A 14375-nucleotide genomic window follows, 5' to 3' on the forward strand; every position below is an offset into this window, starting at 1 on the left:
TCCTTTAGTTCAGCCTCGGGTAAATCCCCGGTCCAATCGGCAGGCCGACAAGATACCATGCCACCAGCATCACCAGCCATACCCCTAAAAAGATAAGCGGGTAGGGTAAAACCAGCGAATAGTAGGTACCCAGTTTGGCCTCGGGTTTATAGCGCTGCAGGAAGCCTAAAAACAACGGAACAAACGGCGAAACCGGCGCCAGCGGAATAACCGAAGAGTCCGCGATGCGGAACAGGATCTGCGCGAAAGCCGGGTGGAACCCCAGCATCATAAACATCGGTACGAAGATCGGGGCCAGAATCGACCAGATGGCGGAGCCGCTGGCGATAAACATGCACAGCAGGGATGACAGCAGCGCCAGGCCGACAAACGCCGGTACGCCGCTTAATCCGGCAGCCTCCAGCGCGTCGGTCAGGCCCACGGCCATAAACTTGCCCATGTTGCTCCAGTTAAACATCGCCACAAACTGCGCCAGCGGGAACACCATCACGATAAAGCCCGCCATCTCCTTCATCGGCTCGATCATCAGCTGCGGCAAATCGCCCTGACGGCGGATTTTGCCGGTAGCGATACCGTAGGCGAGCGAAACGACAAAGAAGAAGAGGATAATCAGCGGCACAATGCCCTGAATAAACGGTGACGGCAGGACCGTATGTTTAACCGGATCGCGCAATATGCCGTTTTCCGGGACCACCATCAGCGCCACCAGCGCGATAAAGGCCAGCGAGACCACGCCAGCCACGCGCAGGCCGAAGCGCTGCTCTTTGCTCAGGGTCTCCAGCTTTTCATCGCTACGGCCTTCCCATTTGCCCAGGCGCGGCTCGACGATCTTATCGGTAATCAGCCCGCCGACAATCGTCAGGACAATGACCGAGCTTGCCATAAAGTACCAGTTGTCGATCACGCTGACGTGCATAGCCGCATCAATGGTCTTTGCCGCCTCCGTGCTGATGCCCGAGAGCAACACGTCGGTGGTGACGATAAGCAGGTTAGCGGTGAATCCGCAGCCCACCCCCGCAATCGCCGACAGCAGGCCCGCCACGGGATGACGACCGACGGCGAGGAAAATCAGCGCTCCCATCGGCGGCATGATCACCAGCGCGGCGTCGGAGGAGATATGGCTGAAGAAGGCGATAAACAGCACCATGTAGCTCGCGTACCGCGCGCTGACGTGGGAAGCCATCTTCACCATTAATGCGGGCAGCAGGCCAACGCGTTCTGCCAGCCCGGCACCCAGCACAAGCGCCAGAATGGCGCCCAGCGGGGCGAAACCGCTGAAGTTTTTGATGACGTTAGGTAAAAACCAGTGCAGTCCGTCAACGCTGAGCAGGTTTTTCACCGCCACCAGGCTGCCGTCAGCCGGGCTGCGCACGCTCACGTCAAAGGCGGAGAGCACGGCGGTGGCGACCATCAAAATCACGATCAGATAGATAAACAGCAGGAAAGGGTGCGGCACTTTATTGCCGATCCTTTCAACCCAGCCATAGAGCTTACCGGATGGGGAATGCGAAGGTATGGATGACATACTCATGGGCGTTCCTCGGGAGTGTTGTGTTGTTGTGTTTTTTTATTTTAAAGGTGACGGTGTCACGCCCTGTGGGATCGGACACGCGTACGGTTTTTCTTGTAATTGTTGTTCGAACTCTTCACGGCATTTGTTCAGCAGCGCTGCGTCCAGCAGCAGATTGAGCGCGGTCGCACCCATCACTTTTCCGGCCAGCAGCATGCCTTTGTGAGCAATGGAAGTACGCCCCTGGGACACCAGCTGCCAGGTGTGCAGCGGCGTGCCGACGGTAAAGCAGGGGCTGAAGCACTGGGCGACCGGCATTTTCCAGCTGACGTCGCCCACGTCCGTTGAGCCCGCCAGCACGTTGTCGGTAATAGCGTAGGGCGCGACTTCATCCACCAGCAGCGTCGCCTGATGACGACGGGCAAAGGCTTTACCCGCTTCGCCACCCGTGGCGGCAATATTTTTCAGGCTGTTTTGCAGATCGTTCGGCGTCAGCGTGGCGCGGATCTTGCGGGCAAACTCGCGCTCCTCGTCGGTCCACTCCGGCGTGCCGTAGTGCTGCAGGGCGCGATACATCGCCGCCTCAAGCGTGCGGTTCGGCAGATAGCTGGAGCAGGCTTTATCAAAGCGGCATTCGACGGTGGTTTCGGTCATCAGCGCCGCGCCCTGGGCGATTTTCTCGATGCGCTCGTAGATCTGCTGCGCATCCGCCATCTCCGGGGCGCGGATCAGGTATAGCACCTCGGCCTGCGCCTGCACCACGTTGGGCGAAATCCCGCCGGTATCGGTAATGGCGTAATGGACGCGTGCTTTCTCGATAATGTGTTCGTTAAGGAAGTTGGTGCCGGTGGTCATCAGCGTCACGGCGTCCAGCGCGCTGCGTCCCAGATGAGGGGAGTTGGCCGCATGTGCCGCCACGCCGTGAAAACGCCAGGCGGCCTGAATATTCGCCAGCGTGCTGACGTTAAACATCCCGGCAAAGGCTTCCGGGTGCCAGGTGACGGCGGCATCGACGTCATCAAACAGCCCTTCGCGCACCATAAAGGTTTTCCCGGAGCCGCCTTCTTCGCCGGGACAGCCGTAAAAACGCACCGTTCCGCTGCCGCCGTGCTGCTCCAGCCAGCTTTTCACCGCCACTGCGCCCGCAAGCGCCGCGGTGCCTAAGAGGTTATGCCCGCAGCCATGGCCGTTGGCTCCCGGCGTGGCAGTCTGCGCGGTCGCGCAGTGTGCCTGCTGGCTTAACCCGGCCAGCGCGTCGTACTCGCCCAGCAGGGCGATAACCGGTTTCCCGCTGCCGAAGCTGGCGATAAACGCGTTGGGGATGCCGCCTGCCTCGCGGATCAGCGTGAAGCCTTCTGCTTCCAGCTCGCTGGCCAGCCGTTCGGCGGACCAGAACTCTTCAAAGCGGGTCTCGGGACGATCCCAAATCGCGTCGGCAATATCGGTTAACGTCCGACATCGCGTGTCGATCGCATCGGCAATAAAAGCGTAGTTCTCCTGCATTACACACCTCGCGTCCACGGGAAATTGAGCGCAGTTCGCGCCAGCGTTTCGATGGCGACAGGCATGACCTGCTCATCGAAGTCGAATTTTTCGTTGTGATGTCCGGCGCTCAACTCCGTGCCAAACACCATATAGGACGCCATACCGCCGTTCTGCTGCACGCGGGCCATCATCAGCGTGGCGTCTTCGGAGCCTGCTGGCGCCTTCACCTTATTGATGGCGTGAACAACCCCGGAAACCTGACTCGCCTGCTCGCGCAGATAATCCACCCAGGCCGGCGTCGGTGCGCTGGAGGTGGCTGCCCCCATCAGGCGCACCTCGGCGCTCACGCCGTAGAGCGCCGCCGCGCCGGTAATCACCGCCTGCGCGCGTTCAAAGACATACTGATTAATCGCTTCGCTTTCACCGCGGGTTTCAACCTTAATCAGCGCATTCGCGGGCACCACGTTGCGTCCGCTGCCCGCCTGCATCACGCCGACGTTTACCCGGGAGGCACCTTCGCTGTGCGGGGCGATGCTGTGCAGGGCGAGGGCGGCCTGCGCGGCGGCGAGCAGGGCGTTACGACCGTCCTCCGGCTTACCGCCCGCGTGTGCGGCCACGCCGGTGAAGCTCACGTCGAACTTGGTGGTGGCCATAAAGTTATCGCTGCCGCAGATCACCGTTCCGGCAGGCACGCCAGTACCAATATGGATAGCCGTGAAATAGTCCACGTCGTCCAGCGCCCCGGCGGCAACCATGGCGCGCGCGCCGCGCGTACCTTCTTCGGCGGGCTGGAAGATCAGCTTGATGGTGCCGTTCAGCCGGGCTTCATTCTGCTTAAGCACCTGCGCCAGCCCCAGACCAATGGTGGTGTGGCCGTCGTGCGCGCAGGCGTGCATCATTCCCGCGTTGCAGGAGGCAAACCCGTCGCGGAACGGACGATGGCTGTCGTCGAGCGCTTCGCTTAAATCAAGGGCGTCCATGTCGACGCGAAACGCCAGGGTTGGGCCAGGGCGGCCGGTATTGAGGGTCGCCACAATGCCGGTAAAGCCGCCTTCAAACGGCGCCAGCCATTTCTCAGGCGCGCCCTGCGCCCGCGCGCGGGCAAACTCATGCGCCAGGGTAGCGGTATCGGGCAGCCCCATCCGGCTTTCGGCATCGACCACGTCGCGACCCATCGCCAGTTCGTAACCCAGCGAGTCCAGGATTTCCGCGACTTTCGCGGCGGTACGAAACTCTACCCAGCCGGATTCCGCGAAATGGTGAAAATCACGACGCCACGCGCTCAGCTGCGGGGTTAACGTCTGGATGTACTGTGCCAGTGTGTCCATATCTGTTCCTGTCATCATTAAAATATGTGAACTGCTTCACGATGTGATAGTTTTTACTTATCACTAACCGATTTTTCACAGTTTTAACCGTTCAGGAATTACCCTCGCACATCCCTTTCCATTAAAGTAGATGACAGTTTCTTTACTCTGATAAACAACGGTTATCGGTCGGGCTATGACATTCCAGATTAAATTTCATCAAATCCGGGCGTTTGTTGAAGTCGCGCGTCAGGGCAGCATTCGCGGTGCCAGCAGAACGCTGAATCTTTCCCAGCCGGCGCTGACCAAATCCATCAAAGAGCTGGAGGAGGGCATGGCGGCGCAGCTTTTCGTGCGCAGGAGTAAGGGCGTCGCGTTGACCGAATGCGGTGAGGGTTTTTACCAGCGCGCCAGGTTGATCCTGGAAGAGCTGCGCGCGGCGCAGGATGACATTCGTCAGCGGCAGGGGGAGCTGGCCGGGCAGATCAACATCGGGATGGGGGCCAGCGTTTCACGCAGCCTGATGCCCGCCGTCATTACCCGCTTTCACGCGCAGCATCCGCAGGTCAAGGTGCGGATTATGGAAGGGCAGCTGGTATCGATGATCAATGAATTACGCCAGGGCGAACTGGATTTCACCATCAATACCTATTATCAGGGGCCTTACGACCAGGAATTTACGTTTGAAAAACTCTTCGAAAAACCGTTTGCGGTATTTTGTCGGGAAGGGCATCCGGCGACGGGAGCAACGTCGATTAATGAACTTCTGCATTATAACTGGACAATGCCGACGCCGCGGGGAAGCTATTACAAGCAATTAGAAGAGGTATTTAGCGATCGCTCGCAAATACCGCGAATTGGTGTGGTCTGTGAAACCTTTTCCTCCTGTATTAGCCTGGTTGCGCAAAGTGATTTTCTAAGCATATTGCCGCAGGAGCTAGGGTGTGACCCCCTGCTGGCGCACCGCCTGGTCATGCTGCCGGTTGTCGAGTCGCTTCCAAAAGCAGCATATTATTTAATTCAGCGCCGTGATTCACGTCAGACGCCCCTTGCCGAATCATTAATTACACAGTTCAGAAGGGAAGCGAGGAAAATAGTCGTGGCGTGAAAAGCCGACCATAAAAAACAGGGTCTGTCCGACATCTGACAGACCCTCCAGTACACACAGCAGTGCGTCCTTTCGCCAATCCTGAGTATTATATCCATGAAGCAGGTATATTTAGGTATAACACCTTTCCCGCAAAATGAAAGGATATTGAGTGTTTGATTTTACGAAAATTTAACACAAATCACTTATTTCATCTTTGCTGAAATTTTAGTTAAGTCATATTTAAGTTTATTTTATAAATACTATATATATTCATCAGGTTAATATTTGTTGCGCACGACGGCCTGTAACGGTGATTGAGGCCTGTCTCGGGCGCAGGTATAGTACCGTCCTCAGCTGTAGCCGGAGGATATCCATGAACCCTGACGACAAATCCTTTTTTCTTGACGCCATGGAAGATGTCCAGCCGCTGAAGCGTGGCCCGGATATTCACTGGCAGCCCAGCCGCAATACCCGGGTGCGCGAGGAGGTGGATAATGAACAGCTGGATAACTTCCTGACGCTCGATTTTCTTGACCTTCTTCCCCTGGAAGAACCGCTGGCGTTCCAGCGCGAAGGGGTGCAGCAGGGCGTTATCGATAAGCTGCGCTCGGGTAAATATGCCCGCCAGGCCAGCTTAAACCTCCTGCGTCAGCCTGCCGAACGCTGCCGTCAGATGCTGTTTTCTTTTATCTGCCAGGCCAGACGTGACGGGTTACGTAACCTGATTATTATTCACGGGAAAGGGCGGGAGCAGAACTCGCATCCGAATGTGGTGCGCAGCTACCTGGCGCGCTGGTTGACCGAGTTCGAGGAAGTGCAGGCCTTCTGCGTGGCGCTGCCGCATCACGGCGGCAGCGGGGCATGCTATGTCTCGCTGCGAAAATCCGATGAAGCAAAACAGGAAAACTGGGAGCGGCACGCCAAGCGCAGCCGCTAGCGGGCGATATTCTCGCCCGCCTGAGACTCAGAACGTTTCCCAGTTGCTGTCGGTGGAGGGGGTTGTCGTTGCCGGGCGCAGCAGCTGTGGCGTTTTCAGATTGGCCGGGCGTGGAGCGACCGCTTTTTCTTTGCCGTTCAGACGAAACGCCGCTACCGCCTGGCGCAGCTGCTCGGACTGATCTTCCAGTGCCGCAGCCGCCGTGGCGGACTCCTGCACCAGCGCGGCGTTTTGCTGCGTCACGCTGTCCATCTGCGAAACGGCCAGGCTCACCTGCTCAATACCGCGGCTCTGCTCGTCAGAGGCAGAGGAAATCTCACCCATGATATCGGTCACGCGGGTGACGGCAGCGACAATTTCCTTCATGGTGGTGCCCGCCTCGCTCACCTGCTCAGAGCCGGTATTCACGCGGCTGACGGAGTTCTCGATAAGTCCTTTGATCTCTTTCGCTGCCTGCGCGCTGCGGCTCGCCAGCGTACGGACCTCGCCCGCGACAACCGCAAAGCCACGCCCCTGTTCCCCGGCGCGTGCCGCTTCCACCGCAGCGTTAAGCGCCAGAATGTTGGTCTGGAACGCAATGCTGTCAATCACGCTGGTAATATGCGCAATTTGCTGCGAACTGTCGGCGATTTCGTTCATGGTGCGAACCACGTTATCCACGACGTGACCGCCGCGCGCGGCCGTTTCAGAGGCGTTTTTCGCCAGCAGCGTGGCCTGACGGGCGTTATCGGAGTTCTGTTTAACCGTCGCGGTCAGCTCTTCCATGCTGGCGGCGGTCTCTTCGAGCGAGGCGGCCTGCTGCTCGGTGCGGGCGGACAGATCGTTGCTTCCTGCGGCAATTTCGCCTGCGCCGGTGTAGATGGAATCGGTGCTTCCGCGCACGGCGCTGACGGTGGTTACCAGCGACTGCTGCATCTCATGCAGGCCCGCGGCCAGTTGACCCATCTCATTGCGGCCCGAGATAGCGATATCCTGCGTCAGGTCGCCCCCTGCAATGGCGCGAATATGGTTCATAATGGAGTGGAGTGGTTTTAACAGCAGGTGCTGTAAACCCTGCCAGATGACCACCAGTACCGCGATAACGGCCAGCAGAATTGCCGCCAGGGTCCACTGCATCTGCGTGAAGCTGCTCTGGTTCTCTTCGGTTGCGGCCTTCAGCAGGGTGTTGTTTTCGGCGCGCCAGCGGTTATAGACCGCTTCCATGTCGTCCTGCGCCTGCTGCGCGTCCAGATCCCCATAGGCCTGATAGTTGTCGGCACGCAGATACTCAATCGATAAGCGCATCACTTCGTGCATCTGGTTCCAGGATTTCTGCATCTCGTCGGTCAATGCCGCCTCCTGGCCCTTAACCTGCGGCAGTTTCTGCCACTCTTTGTTATAGGCTTCGGCTTTTGCCAGCGAGTCGCCTGCGGTGCCAAGCAGCTTATTGATCGCCGCCAGGGAAGCCGGGTCACGCTGGTTTTTCAGATAGCGGATCGCCACGCGGGTGACGGTGACGCGCGTTTTCACCAGCGTGTTCACGCTGTCGCTCAGGCTTTCCTGCTGGGCATTGAGCACGCCGGAATTCTGGAAGTTATGGCGATCGTTACTGACGGCAGAGTAGAACAACCCTCCCGTGACAACTTGCAGCAGACAGAATATGGTGAGGGCAAAGATAATACCGGTAATCACGTGCAGATTTTTCAGCATAGCGGTCGTCCGTTAGAAAGGATGCAGAGGTACACCAATACTATCGTCGTATAGAATTTAAACTTTAATTTAACTCGCGCTTAACTAAGGGCTCCCTGAGGGAACCTGTTGTAAATCCGGATCATTTTTATGAGGAAGGTCAACATGAGCAGCATTGATAAAAGCGGGACGTACGCGCTCGGGACGCGGACGGTGAAACGGCTGGGCTACGGTGCGATGCAGCTGGCCGGGCCTGGCGTCTTTGGGCCGCCGAAGGATAAGCAGGCCGCGCTGGACGTGCTGCGCGAAGCGGTGGCGGCGGGGGTGAACCACATTGATACCAGTGATTTTTACGGCCCTCATGTCACTAACCAGCTGATCCGCGAGGCGCTTCACCCGTACCGGGACGATCTGACGCTTGTCACCAAGATCGGCGCCCGTCGCGATGACAAAGGCGCCTGGCTGCCGGCCTTTTCCGCGCAGGAACTGACGCAGGCGGTGCATGACAACCTGCGTAATCTGCAGCTGGACGTGCTGGACGTGGTGAATCTGCGGATCATGTTTAGCGCACACGGGCCGGCGGAAGGATCGATTGCTGAACCGCTTTCCACCCTGGCCGAATTACAGCAGCAGGGGCTGGTGCGTCATATTGGCCTGAGCAACGTCACGGCCACCCAGGTCGCGGAAGCCCGGAAGCTGGTGCCGGTGGTGTGCGTGCAGAACATGTACAACATTGTGAACCGGGGTGACGACGCGCTGGTGGATCTGCTGGCGCAGCAGGGGATTGCGTATGTACCGTTCTTCCCGCTGGGCGGCTTTACGCCACTGCAATCTTCCGGGCTGCAGGCTGTCGCCGACTCGCTGGGCGCAACGCCAATGCAGGTTGCGCTGGCATGGCTGCTGCAGCGTTCCCCAAATATCCTGCTGATCCCGGGCACCTCTTCCGTGGCGCATCTGCGGCAAAACCTCGCGGCGGGGGAACTGCAGCTGCCGCCTGACGCACTGGAAACATTGAATACGCTGATGGACTGATCGTCACAGGCGCAAAGCCGGAAGGGCGCTTCCGGGCTTTGCGCGTTTTAAATCTTCTGACACTTCAACGCGTTTGGGTTCGCCTCCGGAAATGACCTTGATCCCTGGCCATAATCCGTAATACTGTATTTATATACAGTACCTGGCGAGAAAGGCATTATGGACACTCTCTTTTCTTATCATCCAAACCAATCTATTGAATTACCGTTGTTTGCAGAGCGTGTAGCCTGTGGCTTCCCCAGTCCGGCGCAGGACTATGTGGAAGATCGTCTCGATCTTAACCGGCTGGCAGTGAGACACCCCAGTGCGACCTATTTTATCAAGGTGAGTGGAGACTCCATGATTGGCGCGGGGATCGGTGACGGCGATCTGCTGGTGGTCGATCGTTCGTTAAATGCCGAACATGGGGACATCGTCGTGGCGTCGGTCGCCGGTGAGTTTACGGTGAAAGAGCTACAGACCCGCCCGGTTCTGAGACTTCTGCCGCATAATGCCCGCTATCAGCCGATTACCTTTCAGTCCGAAGAGGAGCTGCAGATCTTCGGCGTCGTCACCCACACGCTTAAAACGCATAAACATGTTCGCGCTGGTTGATGTGAATAGCTTCTATGCCTCCTGCGAGAAGGTATTTCGCCCCGATCTGCAGGGGAAGCCCATCGTGGTGGTGTCCAATAACGACGGCTGCATTATTTCACTGTCGCCGGAGGCAAAGCAGTTCGGCATAAAAATGGGGGAGCCCTATTTTAAATTCAAAGAGAAGGGCTATCCGTCGCGGGTTTACGTCTTTAGTTCGAACTATGCGTTGTATGCCGATCTCAGCAGTCGGGTGATGCAGACGCTGACGGATCTCGCTCCGGCCATAGAAATTTACTCGATCGACGAGGCGTTCGTGAACGTTTCAGGGATCGGTAACTGCCTTGCACTGGAAGCGTTCGGACACCAGATGCGCACGCAGGTCTATAAAAATACGGGCTTAACCGTTGGCGTCGGTATTGCCCCGACAAAAACGCTGGCGAAGCTGGCCAACTATGCGGCGAAGCGATGGGCTGGCACCGGCGGCGTGGTCGATCTCTCAGGCCGGGAGCGGCAGCGTAAACTGCTGGCAAAGGTGCCGGTAGAGGAGGTGTGGGGGGTAGGGCGGCGCATCACGAAAAAACTGAACGCAATGGGGATTACCACGGCGCTGGAGCTGGCGGAGGCCTCCTCGTGGGTCATTCGCAAACATTTCAACGTGGTACTGGAACGCACTGCGCGCGAGCTTCGCGGCGAGCCCTGCCTTGACCTGGAAGAGTACACCCCCACGAAGCAGCAAATCATCTGTAGCCGTTCGTTTGGACACCGCATTACCCAATACGAAGAGATGCATCAGGCGATTTGCGCCTACGCGGAGCGCGCCGCAGAGAAACTGCGCGGCGAGCATCAATACTGTCGTTTTATCAGCGTGTTTGTGCGCACCAGCCCGCACGCTGACAACGAAATTTATTACGGCAATCAGGCTTCTGTCACCCTGATGACGCCCACCAATGACTCGCGCGATATCATCCGCGCCGCCACGGAGGGGCTGGGGCGGATATGGCTCGACGGGTATCGCTATATGAAGGCCGGGGTCATGCTGGCGGACTTTTTCAGCAGCGGCGTCGCCCAGCTTAATTTGTTTGACGATAATCGTCTGCGCGCCAACAGCGCGGCGCTGATGGAGATGATCGACAGCGTAAATCACTCCGGCAAAGGGAAGATATGGTTCGCCGGGCAGGGGATTGAGAAACCGTGGGCGATGAAGCGTGAGATGTTGTCACCGGCCTATACGACGCGGTACGCCGATTTGCCGGTGGCGAGGTAGAGGATGGTTGCGTTATTTCTTTTGCATCAACCAGGTTGCCGCAGCCGCCAGCACGCCGATCAGCGGCATTTCGCCCGCTCCGGACAGGAAGTTATGGCGATCGATCTCATTATTTTTACGGATATCCGCAAGGCGGGTAAGTGCCTCTTTTTCATCCGCAGCGCCGATCTCCTCAAACTGTTTTTCAAACCCCTGAGCGATGAGCTGAGCGGCCGCATCGGTGTTTGCGCTCTCAATCGCAATGAGGTTCGGGCCTTTTTGGAAAAAACGGTAATCCGGCATACGTGCTCCAGAAAGAGGGAATACGGTAAAAACACTCTATTCTTTGCGATTAAAAAATGCACGTCATTTACGGCGGAAACAATCAGTTTTTCTTTATTATTTCAGGCAGTAAATGCTCAATCACGCTGACGACCTTTCTGACGCGCTGCGGAATAAAGCGGGCGTCAGGATAGACGGCATAGAGGAAGCGATCGGGTAACCGCCAGTCGGTCAGCACCGGTACCAGCGTGCCGGTTTGCAGCGCGCGTGTCACGAGCGGCTGCTGCATGCCGCCGATACCAATGCCGGACTCAAGCGCCTGCAGCAGCGCGTCGCTGGTGTTGGCACGGAAAACAGTATTCACGTTGACCTCGACCGTCTCCTCGTCAGACATCAGGCGCAGGGGAGCACCCAGCGGAATGCCGCTGAACCGCACGTGTGGCAGCGTCGCCAGCTCGCTGACGGCGCGTACCGCCTGAAAGCCGGGGGCGGCAAACAGCCTGGTTTCAATACGCCCCAGCACGCGCGCCGCATGCGCCTGCGGGGGCTCACTGCTCAGCCGTATCGCGACATCCACGCCCTCCGTCACCAGATCGGCAAGGCGGTCATCCAGGGAAAGCATCAGCTGCAGCTCGGGATGCAGACGCTGCAGCGCCAGCAGATGCGGCAAAAAAATCTGCCCCAGGCCGCTCGGTAACTGGACATGGACGCGCCCCTGAACGCTATGATCGACAGGATGTAAACGCCTCTCCGCTTCCCCCATGGCGTCCAGCACAAGCTGCATATCACGCCGGTAACGTTCACCCTGTTCGGTCAGCTTCATCTTACGCGTCGTACGGTGCAGCAGTACCACACCCAGTGATTCCTCAAGCGCCGCGATCTGTTGACTGACGGCGGACTGCTTAATACCGGTCTGACGGGCGGCCGCTGAAAACGAGCCCGCTTCAGCGACGCGCAGAAAGGTAGAAATGGCATTGAGCTTGTTATTCATTTAATGATTCTGCTTATAAGTGCCATCAGTTTCATGGGATATCTCCAGAAAAAATAATATATCACACTGCGTCTGTCACCCTTTCCGGAGAAACATCATGAATAAGATGCAGCAACACAACGTCGCCCTGGTCGCGGGCGCCAGCGGCATTGTCGGCAGACAGCTGGTCAATACGCTCCTGCACCATCAGTGGGAGGTGATCGGCCTTAGCCGCCATGCCGCGTCTCATCCTGACGGCATCCCCGTGGTGAACGTCGATTTACTGGATGCGCAGGACACTGCACGGGCGCTGCACGCCCTGAACGGAGTCACCCACATCTTTTACAGCGCCTGGGCGAACGCGGCGAACTGGGCAGACATGGTTGAGCCGAACGTCACCATGCTGCGTAACCTGGTCAGCACCCTCGAAACAGCGGCACCGCTGCAGACGGTAAGCCTGATGCAGGGCTACAAAGTCTACGGTGCGCATCTGGGGCCGTTTAAAACCCCGGCGCGGGAAAGCGATCCCGGCGTAGCGGGTGCCGAATTTAACGCCGCGCAGCTCACGTGGCTCAGCCAGTTTCAGCGGGGGAAAGGCTGGCACTGGAATGCCATCAGGCCGGGCGTGGTGGGGAGTGCGGTGCCGGGCAATGCCATGAACCTTGCGCTGAGCATCGCTCTGTACGCCTCCCTGTGTAAGGCGCTGGGTTTACCGCTGCGTTTTCCCGGTTCAGAACAGACCTGGCACAGCATTGTTGACCATACCGACGCCGGGCTGCTGGCCGAGACAACGCTGTGGGCCGCCACGTCACCTGCGGCACAGAATCAGGCCTTCAACGTAAACAATGGCGATATCTGGCGCTGGAGCGAGCTGTGGCCGCGCATCGTACGCTGGTTTGAACTGGACTCTGCGCCGCCGGTGAGGTTGTCATTTCATCAGCTGTTTAACGACTATCGCGGCGTATGGCGCGAGCTTGCCGAAGAGCGGCTGGTGGAAGCGGATATTTTGCAGCTAAGCGACGGGCGGTTTGCCGATTTTGTCTTTAGCTGGGATTACGACATGTTCGGTGACGGGAGCAAGCTGCGCAGGGCGGGCTTTACGCAAATGCAGGCGACCGATGAGATGTTTTTCCGCCTGTTTGCGCAGCTGAGAGCCGCGCGGATTATTCCCTGAGAACAGATGGCGTCCTGATAACCGTCAGGACGCCGAGGGCTTACTCAACCGCTAACAGATTGACGATCTCGGCCACGCTTTTCACGCTGCGGATGTTCCCAATCCCCGTGCCGAGCGCGATATAGCCTTCATCGGTGTTATTTTCCAGCATGCCCAGACGCAGGCCCCGTAATCCTCCCATCGCCTTGCCCAGCGCGTCGTTGCTTGCGCCTGCTTTATCCATCGATGCCAGTTTTTCCGCCAGCTTGCCGGGAAGCGCGCGGTAGTAATGGGGCACGGTGCGAAAAAGGAGTAAGTCCAGGCCGTTGGCGGCAACAATTTTCTCTTTGACCCCCTGCGGCACGCGGCTTTCTTCGGTACTGATAAAGACCGATCCGGCAAACACGCCTTCCGCACCTAACGCATGCGCCGCTCTGGCGGTGCGATTATCGGTAATACCGCCCGCGGCCATCACCGGGATGTGCTTCACGGCATCGGCAATCAGCGGCACGATGGAAAAGGTGCCAAGCGCCGTTGCGGGTAACGTTCCGCCTTCATCAAAACCGGTGGCGACGATAATGTCTGCCCCCAGATCTTCTGCGAGACGGGTGTTTTCCGGCGTGGGATTGATGTCGCGGTAGATAATAGCGATCCCTGCCTCTTTTAACTCACTGAACAGCGAGGGAATAATGCTGCCTTCCCCATAGCCTGTATATACCACGGCCCTGACGCCTTCCTCTTTTACCACCTTAAGAATTGGTCCAGTCCAGACGTCATTAACGGCGGTGGGGATCAGGTTCACGCCAAACGGTTTTTCGGTCAGCCGTTTGGTTTTACGAATTTCTTCGCGCATTTTTTCGGCTGTCGCTTCCGGCGTGGAGACCGCGGTGTCGGCGGTTAAGCCTGCATTGGGTCCCAGCACGCCGAGCCCGCCGGCATTGCTGACCGCGGCAACTAAACGGGCATCGGTAAGCCAGGATAACGGCCCCTGAATAACAGGCTTTTCGATACCCAGGATCTGACAGATACGGTTATTTTTCATAGCAGACTCTCCCTTACGTTTGAATGGAGGAGAGTGTAGGGTGCAATATTGTTAGGAAAAATAGCCCAAAAGATTCATCA

General features: G+C 57.8%; 13 protein-coding genes. 6 read left to right on the forward strand and 7 right to left on the reverse strand.

The window, feature by feature from the left end; all coding sequences use genetic code 11:
- Positions 1-4: 4 nt before the first annotated feature.
- Genes abgT through GXP72_RS10050 form a run of 3 tightly spaced genes read right to left on the reverse strand, consistent with a single transcriptional unit; the run spans position 5 to position 4323 of the window.
- A complete protein-coding gene (gene abgT, locus GXP72_RS10040) occupies positions 5-1531 on the reverse strand; it encodes a p-aminobenzoyl-glutamate transporter (RefSeq protein WP_048991204.1) in 1527 nt (508 codons plus the stop codon).
- Positions 1532-1567: 36 nt separating this feature from the next.
- Positions 1568-3013 carry a M20 family metallopeptidase gene (locus tag GXP72_RS10045; RefSeq protein WP_061715394.1) on the reverse strand — a complete coding sequence of 482 codons (1446 nt, stop codon included), beginning with the start codon at positions 3011-3013 and terminating at the stop codon, positions 1568-1570.
- A complete protein-coding gene (locus tag GXP72_RS10050) occupies positions 3013-4323 on the reverse strand; it encodes a M20 family metallo-hydrolase (protein ID WP_048991201.1) in 1311 nt (436 codons plus the stop codon). The genes GXP72_RS10045 and GXP72_RS10050 overlap by 1 nt, the downstream gene beginning before the upstream one ends.
- 175 nt (positions 4324-4498) lie before the next feature.
- Between GXP72_RS10050 and GXP72_RS10055 the strand changes: the two genes are divergently transcribed.
- Positions 4499-5410: a LysR family transcriptional regulator gene (locus GXP72_RS10055; RefSeq protein ID WP_048991198.1), complete on the forward strand. Its 912-nt coding sequence runs from the start codon at positions 4499-4501 to the stop codon at positions 5408-5410.
- 355 nt (positions 5411-5765) lie between these two features.
- Entirely contained in the window at positions 5766-6329 is a 564-nt protein-coding gene (gene smrA, locus GXP72_RS10060) for a DNA endonuclease SmrA (protein WP_048991196.1), read from the forward strand.
- Positions 6330-6356: 27 nt separating this feature from the next.
- Here smrA and GXP72_RS10065 read toward each other — a convergent pair whose 3' ends face one another.
- Positions 6357-8018 carry a methyl-accepting chemotaxis protein gene (locus GXP72_RS10065; protein ID WP_090417214.1) on the reverse strand — a complete coding sequence of 554 codons (1662 nt, stop codon included), beginning with the start codon at positions 8016-8018 and terminating at the stop codon, positions 6357-6359.
- Positions 8019-8162: 144 nt separating this feature from the next.
- Between GXP72_RS10065 and GXP72_RS10070 the strand changes: the two genes are divergently transcribed.
- The 3 genes from GXP72_RS10070 to umuC all read left to right on the forward strand — a co-directional run bounded on the left by GXP72_RS10070 (position 8163) and on the right by umuC (position 10869).
- A complete protein-coding gene (locus GXP72_RS10070) occupies positions 8163-9029 on the forward strand; it encodes an aldo/keto reductase family oxidoreductase (RefSeq protein WP_048991192.1) in 867 nt (288 codons plus the stop codon).
- A 159-nt stretch (positions 9030-9188) separates the two neighbouring features.
- On the forward strand, positions 9189-9623 hold the full coding sequence (gene umuD / locus GXP72_RS10075) for a translesion error-prone DNA polymerase V autoproteolytic subunit (RefSeq protein ID WP_024909162.1): 435 nt from the start codon (positions 9189-9191) through the stop codon (positions 9621-9623).
- Positions 9607-10869 carry a translesion error-prone DNA polymerase V subunit UmuC gene (gene umuC, locus GXP72_RS10080; RefSeq protein ID WP_048991191.1) on the forward strand — a complete coding sequence of 421 codons (1263 nt, stop codon included), beginning with the start codon at positions 9607-9609 and terminating at the stop codon, positions 10867-10869. The genes umuD and umuC overlap by 17 nt, the downstream gene beginning before the upstream one ends.
- A gap of 12 nt (positions 10870-10881) precedes the next feature.
- Here the strand turns inward: umuC and GXP72_RS10085 are convergent, their stop codons facing one another.
- On the reverse strand, positions 10882-11151 hold the full coding sequence (locus tag GXP72_RS10085) for a hypothetical protein (protein WP_032651072.1): 270 nt from the start codon (positions 11149-11151) through the stop codon (positions 10882-10884).
- Between the two features lie 82 nt (positions 11152-11233).
- On the reverse strand, positions 11234-12121 hold the full coding sequence (locus GXP72_RS10090; protein WP_208763804.1) for a LysR family transcriptional regulator: 888 nt from the start codon (positions 12119-12121) through the stop codon (positions 11234-11236).
- 97 nt (positions 12122-12218) lie between these two features.
- On the opposite strand from GXP72_RS10090, the gene GXP72_RS10095 reads away from it, so the two are divergent.
- On the forward strand, positions 12219-13274 hold the full coding sequence (locus GXP72_RS10095) for an SDR family oxidoreductase (RefSeq protein ID WP_090417213.1): 1056 nt from the start codon (positions 12219-12221) through the stop codon (positions 13272-13274).
- Between the two features lie 40 nt (positions 13275-13314).
- Here the strand turns inward: GXP72_RS10095 and GXP72_RS10100 are convergent, their stop codons facing one another.
- The gene (locus tag GXP72_RS10100) at positions 13315-14295 is read right to left on the reverse strand and encodes a nitronate monooxygenase (RefSeq protein WP_048991186.1); all 981 of its coding nucleotides are present in this window, start codon (positions 14293-14295) and stop codon (positions 13315-13317) included.
- Between the last annotated feature and the right edge of the window lie 80 nt (positions 14296-14375).

Source organism: Enterobacter sp. SES19, from assembly GCF_011765665.1.
Lineage (GTDB): Bacteria > Pseudomonadota > Gammaproteobacteria > Enterobacterales > Enterobacteriaceae > Enterobacter > Enterobacter pseudoroggenkampii.

Bases quoted from the DNA above. Each gene is read 5' to 3' on its own strand.
- abgT (WP_048991204.1), bottom strand. From the start codon at position 1,531: ATGAGTATGTCATCCATACCTTCGCATTCCCCATCCGGTAAGCTCTAT.
- GXP72_RS10045 (WP_061715394.1), bottom strand. From the start codon at position 3,013: ATGCAGGAGAACTACGCTTTTATTGCCGATGCGATCGACACGCGATGT.
- GXP72_RS10050 (WP_048991201.1), bottom strand. From the start codon at position 4,323: ATGGACACACTGGCACAGTACATCCAGACGTTAACCCCGCAGCTGAGC.
- GXP72_RS10055 (WP_048991198.1), top strand. From the start codon at position 4,499: ATGACATTCCAGATTAAATTTCATCAAATCCGGGCGTTTGTTGAAGTC.
- smrA (WP_048991196.1), top strand. From the start codon at position 5,766: ATGAACCCTGACGACAAATCCTTTTTTCTTGACGCCATGGAAGATGTC.
- GXP72_RS10065 (WP_090417214.1), bottom strand. From the start codon at position 8,018: ATGCTGAAAAATCTGCACGTGATTACCGGTATTATCTTTGCCCTCACC.
- GXP72_RS10070 (WP_048991192.1), top strand. From the start codon at position 8,163: ATGAGCAGCATTGATAAAAGCGGGACGTACGCGCTCGGGACGCGGACG.
- umuD (WP_024909162.1), top strand. From the start codon at position 9,189: ATGGACACTCTCTTTTCTTATCATCCAAACCAATCTATTGAATTACCG.
- umuC (WP_048991191.1), top strand. From the start codon at position 9,607: ATGTTCGCGCTGGTTGATGTGAATAGCTTCTATGCCTCCTGCGAGAAG.
- GXP72_RS10085 (WP_032651072.1), bottom strand. From the start codon at position 11,151: ATGCCGGATTACCGTTTTTTCCAAAAAGGCCCGAACCTCATTGCGATT.
- GXP72_RS10090 (WP_208763804.1), bottom strand. From the start codon at position 12,121: ATGAATAACAAGCTCAATGCCATTTCTACCTTTCTGCGCGTCGCTGAA.
- GXP72_RS10095 (WP_090417213.1), top strand. From the start codon at position 12,219: ATGAATAAGATGCAGCAACACAACGTCGCCCTGGTCGCGGGCGCCAGC.
- GXP72_RS10100 (WP_048991186.1), bottom strand. From the start codon at position 14,295: ATGAAAAATAACCGTATCTGTCAGATCCTGGGTATCGAAAAGCCTGTT.